The 4,516-nt window shown below is 66.3% G+C and carries 4 protein-coding genes and 2 pseudogenes; 5 read left to right on the top strand and 1 reads right to left on the bottom strand.

All coding sequences use genetic code 11. The annotated features are described in order from the left end of the window. The 3 genes and pseudogenes from VML93_RS03835 to VML93_RS03825 form a co-directional block, all read left to right on the top strand. A pseudogene (locus VML93_RS03835) lies at positions 1-207 on the top strand (hypothetical protein); the annotation flags it as partial. A 147-nt stretch (positions 208-354) separates the two neighbouring features. Then, a pseudogene (locus tag VML93_RS03830) lies at positions 355-1,026 on the top strand (esterase/lipase family protein); the annotation flags it as partial. A 22-nt stretch (positions 1,027-1,048) separates the two neighbouring features. Then, entirely contained in the window at positions 1,049-1,210 is a 162-nt protein-coding gene (locus VML93_RS03825; RefSeq protein ID WP_325607843.1) for a hypothetical protein, read from the top strand. Between the two features lie 11 nt (positions 1,211-1,221). Here VML93_RS03825 and VML93_RS03820 read toward each other — a convergent pair whose 3' ends face one another. After that, positions 1,222-2,442 (bottom strand): helix-turn-helix domain-containing protein, encoded by a 1,221-nt coding sequence (locus VML93_RS03820; RefSeq protein WP_325607841.1) that lies wholly within the window; start codon positions 2,440-2,442, stop codon positions 1,222-1,224. 201 nt (positions 2,443-2,643) lie between these two features. Between VML93_RS03820 and VML93_RS03815 the strand changes: the two genes are divergently transcribed. Together VML93_RS03815 and VML93_RS03810 are read left to right on the top strand one after the other, a co-directional pair. Next, positions 2,644-3,465, top strand: a complete 822-nt coding sequence (locus VML93_RS03815; protein ID WP_325607839.1) for an SDR family oxidoreductase — start codon at positions 2,644-2,646, stop codon at positions 3,463-3,465. A 59-nt stretch (positions 3,466-3,524) separates the two neighbouring features. Beyond that, positions 3,525-4,516: glutamate-5-semialdehyde dehydrogenase (locus VML93_RS03810; protein WP_325607837.1), on the top strand; the 992-nt coding region annotated here is incomplete at its 3' end.

Genomic DNA, 4,516 nt, shown 5'->3' with positions numbered 1-4,516 from the left:
GCGTTTCTGGGGCTGACCGCATTGACCAGGCAACCGAACCTGGCGAGCGCGTACGCCCTTGAGGAGGTCACGGCGCTGGAGATCGACCGCGAGCATATCGAGCATCTGGTGACACGTGAACCGTTGCTCCTACAGGACTTTGGCCACATCCTTGACGAGCGTCGAACCAAGGTGCGGCAGGTGGCCCAGCGCGAGCCGGTCGGGTAAGGCTGGGATCTGAGCAGGCCGAATTTGGCCCCGGCCACAACTTTGGTGCCCCCAATTGTGTGACCCGGGACAGTGACCGGTTGGTGTGGTCGTTGCAGGCTCAGAGCACCCCTTTGATCGCCGTCAAAATCCCTTGGAGAGCCACTGATGTCGACACCTGCATCCAGCATCGACCAGCACACCCTCGAAGAAATTCACCAGGCCAACGGCTCCGGCCGGACCCCGGTTGTGTTCATCCACGGCCTGTGGCTATTGGCCAGCAGTTGGGACCGGTGGGCGGCCGTGTTCGCCGAAGCCGGCTACGCCCCGGTCACCGCGGGTTGGCCCGACGATCCGTGCACTGTCGAGGAAGCCCACCAGGATCCCGGCGTGTTCGCCGGCAAAACCGTTGGGCAGGTTGCTGATCACTACTCGGCGGTCATCGCCGAGCTCACCCGCAAGCCCGCGGTGATCGGCCACTCGTTCGGCGGGCTGCTGGCCCAAATCGTTGCCGGGCGTGGATTGTCCGCGGCCACCGTCGCGATCGACGGCGCGCCGTTTCGGGGCGTGCTGCCGCTGCCCTTCTCGTCGCTGAAGGCGGCGAAGCCGGTCCTGGCAAACCCGGCGAACCGGCACCGCGCGGTGCCGTTGACTTACGACCAATTCCGATTCGCCTTCGCCAACGCCGTCGACGAGGACGAAGCTAAGCAGTTGTATGAGACGTTCGCGGTGCCGGCGTCCGGCGTGCCGTTATTTCAGGCGGCCACAGCCAATTTCAACCCATGGACCGAGGCCAAAGTCGACACCGAAAGGTCCGATAGGGGACCGCTGTTGATCCTCTCGGGGGAGAAGGACAAACACGGTGCCGCGGGCGATCTCCGAGGCCGCGTTCAAACGCCAGCAGCGCAACCCCGGGGTCACCGAGTTCGTCGAGGTTGCAGACCGCGGACACGCGCTTACCATCGACCACGGTTGGCGCGAAGTCGCCGACATCGCACTGCAATTCATCCAGCGCTTCGCCTGACACTCGGGTCGTCAGACGGCGTTGACCTCGTCGGCCAGCTCGATCTGGTAGGCCAGCCCCAGCTCAGCGATCCAGCGCGGGTCATCCAGGCTGCGCCCGGTGTACTCGGCGAGTCGCCTGAGGCGGTACCGAACGGTGTTGGCGTGGCAATACAGCTCGGCGGCCGCCCTGCTAGCCGAGCCGCCGTTGTTCAGCCAGGCCCCGAACGTTTCCAGCAGCTGCCTTTTGTAGGCCGGCGGAAGATCGCTCAGTCCGGCCAGGGTGATGTCGGCGAGACGGCGCATGATGTCGGGCGTGGCCACGGCCGCGATCAACAGCGGGTCGCGCTCGAAAACCGTCACCGGCCGCTCGGCGGTGCTGGCGCGCATCGCGATTCGCGCCAGCCGCAGGGCCGGCGGACTGTCGATAAGAGAGTCGTACGGCGAACTGACCCCGACCCGGCCACTGCCGGTCTCCTGCAGTGCTGCGGTGACCGCCGTCATGTCACGGCTCGGGTTGCGCAGCGCGGCGATGCCGACCTCGGTGTCATAGGTCATCCCCCAGGCAGATGAGATTCCCTGGTGGCGAAGGCGATTCGCGATCTGCGGTCGAGTCGAGCGCGCCGGCTCGGCAAGCGTGGCGGCGATCACGACGAACGGGCCCTGCGGTGGCAACCGCAGAATGTCGGCTGCCTCAAACAAACTGGTGTCGGTGAGCTGTCCCTGCAGGATCGCCTCGACCAGGGTCGAGCGCCGCTGCTCTTCGACGATCGCCTTGGCGGTGATTTCCTCCCGGTATCCGTTGGCCATGTCGGTGGTGAAAGTGTCCAGCACCAGCCACATCTCGGTGGCGGCGGCGACAATAACCGCACCGCTCACTGCGGCTTCCGTCGCGGCGGCTGCGAGACGTTCCCACATATATTGGCCGCCAACGCGGTAGGCCGTCATGACCGCGGTCAACGGGACGCCGGCGCGAGCGCGTGTGCGACCGTCCCCGAACGACTCCGGTGACGGTCGTCGCGGACGACGCCCGAGTTGGCCGTAGACGTAGCTGATGGTTGCGGCCAGGGTCTGCTGCAGTTGCTCGGTGGTTACCAACCCCTGCCGGTAGATCGGGTCGGCCGCCTGGATGCGGCGCGTTGCTTCCACCGCGAGGTCGTCGACTTCGCCCAGCAGTGCGGCGCCGAGCGCGGTGACCTGGCGCAGCACTTGGTCGGTAAAGTCGCTACCCTTCTCACGCTCGGTTTGTTGCACGGGATGAAGTATAGGTAGTCAATGCGGCGTTTGGCAGGTAGTCGAGCCTGAGTTCTTGTTCCCGCGAACAAGGTCCTGATTGTCCTGGGGAACAGTTTCGGCGGGCTAGGTTTTGGTTCCCGCAACATCGTCGTCGAGCCGGATCGGGTCCACTATCAGAGGACCGTCACAACTTCGACACCCCGCCAGAGAGGCCATCCCGTGGACATCCGATTCGACTTCACCGACCGCAACGTCATGGTCTTTGGCGGCACCACGGGGATAAACCTCGGCATCGCCGAGAGTTTCGCGCGTGCCGGGGCAAGGGTTGCGGTCGTCAGCCGCAAACAAGCAAATGTGGACGCGGCGGTGCAGCGCCTGAGCGCTCTGACCGACCGGGCCCACGGATATGTGGCCGACGTCCGCGACTTCGATTCGGTGACGAACGCTTTTGCGGCCTTTACCCAGGACCACGGACCGCTCGACGTGCTGATCTCCGGTGCCGCGGGCAACTTCCTGGCCGAAGCAAACGCACTGTCGCCCAACGGATTCAAGGTTGTCGTCGACATCGACCTGAACGGCACGTTCAACGTGCTGCGTGCGGGCTTCGAGCACCTGCGCGACGGAGCGTCGGTGGTCAATATCACCGCCCCACAAGCCGTCATTCCGATGCGCTATCAGGCCCACGTCTGCGCTGCCAAAGCCGGAGTGGACCAACTCACCCGGGTGCTGTCCCTCGAATGGGGAGCCAAGGGCGTCCGTGTCAATGCCATTGCGCCAGGCCCGATCGAAGGCACCGAAGGACTCGAGCGCCTGACGCCCGCAACCGATCCCGACGGGTCCAGCGCCAGCGCGAGCGTCCCGCTCGGCCGTCTCGGCACCACCGAGGACATCGCCAATCTGGCCATGTTCCTGTCCTCGTCAGCCGGCAGCTATATAACCGGAGTCGTCATCCCCTGCGATGGCGGCAGCGGAATCGACACCGTCAAATCCGCCATCGAGAGCGCCGGCCGATCGCTCACGGCGGCGTCTGTCAGCCCGTAATCACGTCGGCGCCGACGGGGCCTTACCAGCGGCCGCACCTAGCCCGTTACCCTGGATCAATGAGTGTGCACGCCCCCTCCCGGAGCGGAGCGGCCCAGCAGCAACCCGACTTGCGTCAGGACGTCCACGACGCCGCGCGCCGGGCCCGGATCGCGTCCCGCGCCCTGGCGCTGCTGCCGACGGTCGCCAAGGATCACGCGCTGAAGGCTGCGGCCGAGGCGATTTTGGCCAACACCGAGCGGATCCTGGCGGCCAACGCCGAAGACTTGGACGCCGCCCGGGCCGCCGACACACCGACCGCGATGCTGGACCGGTTGGCGTTGAACCCGCAGCGCATCGACGGAATCGCCGCCGGCCTGCGCCAGGTCGCCGGGCTTCCCGACCCGGTCGGAGAGGTGCTGCGCGGTTACACGCTGCCCAACGGCCTGCAGTTGCGCCAGCAGCGGGTTCCGCTCGGCGTGGTCGGCATGATCTATGAGGGCCGCCCCAACGTCACGGTCGACGCTTTCGGGTTGGCGCTCAAGTCCGGTAATGCGGTGCTGCTGCGCGGGAGTTCGTCGGCGGCCAAGTCGAACCAGGCGCTCGTCGAGGTGTTGCGTGCCTCGCTGGACAGCGAGGATTTGCCCGCCGACGCGGTTCAGCTGCTGTCCTCTGCGGACCGGTCCACGGTCACCCATCTGATCCAGGCCCGCGGTCTGGTTGACGTGGTGATCCCGCGTGGCGGAGCGAGCCTGATCGACGCGGTGGTCCGCGAGGCCCAGGTGCCCACCATCGAGACCGGCGTCGGCAACTGTCACGTCTACGTCCACGAATCCGCCGACCTGGACCTGGCCGAGCGGATCCTGCTGAACTCCAAAACCCGGCGGCCCAGTGTCTGCAACGCCGCCGAGACACTGCTGGTCGACGCCGAGATCGCCGGGCAAGCGATGCCCAGGTTGCTGGGCGCGCTGCAAGACGCCGGCGTCACCGTGCACCTCGATCCGGACGAGGACCACCTGCGCCGCGAATACCTGTCCATGGACATCGCGGTGGCGGTGGTCAACGACGTCGA

The organism is Mycobacterium sp. (assembly GCF_035499775.1).
Lineage (GTDB): Bacteria > Actinomycetota > Actinomycetes > Mycobacteriales > Mycobacteriaceae > Mycobacterium.
Note: the sequence above shows the minus strand (reverse complement) of the source record. Positions and strands in the feature narration are given on the sequence as shown.